At 27.4% G+C, this 1,826-nt stretch carries 1 protein-coding gene; it reads right to left on the reverse strand.

Translation table 11 applies throughout. The features are described 5' to 3' along the window. Positions 1 to 237: 237 nt before the first annotated feature. The coding region (locus tag ACZ9HT_RS16925; RefSeq protein ID WP_476041673.1) for a hypothetical protein at positions 238 to 1,826 on the reverse strand (1,589 nt) is incomplete at its 5' end.

A 1,826-nucleotide genomic window follows, 5' to 3' on the forward strand; every position in this document is an offset into this window, starting at 1 on the left:
CTTACTGTGAATAAGTTATCTATTTTATAGATGTGAAGTAATTGAATTTTTATTGCATAGTAATGTGAAAATGAAAAACTTCTTTTTCAGAGTGTGCCAGATTGTGTCGATGACAATCTCAAAAATTGGTTTACAAAAATTTTAAATTTTAGGCCATGAGTAGAACTGATCTGGCACGCGATCTTGTTTTATCTTTATTTAAATTTAGAAACTTAAATTTTTTTTAATTACAATTTTCTATATTTTGGATTTAGTCGTTCGCTCTTTCCAAAGAATAAATCCCGTAGGAAAAGGTTTGAATGGCTCTGCAGGTGAGATACTATTATTTTGATAGTCACGCAATGAAGCAATATCAATATTAGAAATCATAAAATTATCAAATTGTCCACCATGAATAATATGTAAATCTCGAGCCCAAGATTTTTTATATGGAGCACTTAATCTAACGTCACCGTATTTTTTATTATTACATAAATTTACAAAGCAATGTATATCTAAACAGGATGATTTAACTAAATGATGATAAGTTTCTATATCTGGATTCCATGCAATAACAAATAATGCATCTATAAATCCTCTGAGCGGTGCTCTATTGTTTATATCTAAAAGGTCATTGCAAATCAAACCAGAAAAGACAAAATCATTATGCTTAATTATATATTTTGCAGGATATGAACTACGTAACACTATGGAATTTTTACTTAGTAGTTCATTAGCTTCGTGTACTGCAGGTACATTTTTTGACTGGAATAATCCAATTGAGCCAGACATCTCATTATCAACTGTTAGAGAATAGAATAATTGATTGTCTGCAAACGATTTCTTTTCAATATTTTGAATATCATATTCCAAACCTGCTACTAAGTTTATATTTAACCTTCCTAATCTTTCTGCAATTGGCATAAAAATATTTCTTGGTAATGATAATTCATGAAATACCACGTAATCCACCTCAGTTTTTCTTTTGATTATATCATTCAAAAGATTAAAAAAACGATCATTTCTAGACACATCACTTTCATTAAGACCTCGCACTACTGCGTCAAAAGAAGAATCATGAGTTAAAAAATGGGTATTACATATTTTAGGCTTCTCAAATGATTTTGTTTCAGAAAAATTAAGGTATACATAATTATTAGGTACATTGTTTTCACTTATATTTAAATTGTACTTGTGATAATATTTTTCAGCTAACAACTTAAATTTCCTTGGTTCAGAGACTGCAATGTTTTTAAGTGAAATACTTAATTCTAACAAACTTATTCTTCTAGTAAAAAAATAAAATCCTAAATTAGAGGATAACGGATAACAAATTGATTTGTTTAATTTGCCATTGTTTTGGAAACTTAGTTTAGCGGTAACAAATTCAATAATCTCCTTCGAAAAAAAATATTTTGTATAATTATTTTTCGCAGATTCGGCAAGTGAGCATCCAATTTCATTCTTTAGTGAATCATATTTAAAATACAGAGTTTTATAAGGAATCATATGTAAGTCCGATTTAAAATATTGTAGCACATTTTCTCTGAACATATGATTTAAATTAAATTTATTTACCAAAAAATCATTGTCGACTTTATCCAATGAGTTACTATAAATTATATTCTCCCTAATTTTCTTTATTAAAAAATTTTTCGCTGAAATAAATTCAGGTCTATCAATGTTCTTACCTTTTTCTATTATACCTAAAATCGTATTAAGCGCTGTATAATATCGCCGAGAAGTATTTTCATTTTTACTGTGAATTATTAAACCAAAAAGTCTCGGTACATATTTAATTAAATCAATAAAATTTTTAAGTTCAAAAATATAATCGAAGGCAACAT

The sequence above is a fragment of the Chryseobacterium sp. UYP7 genome (assembly GCF_056279225.1).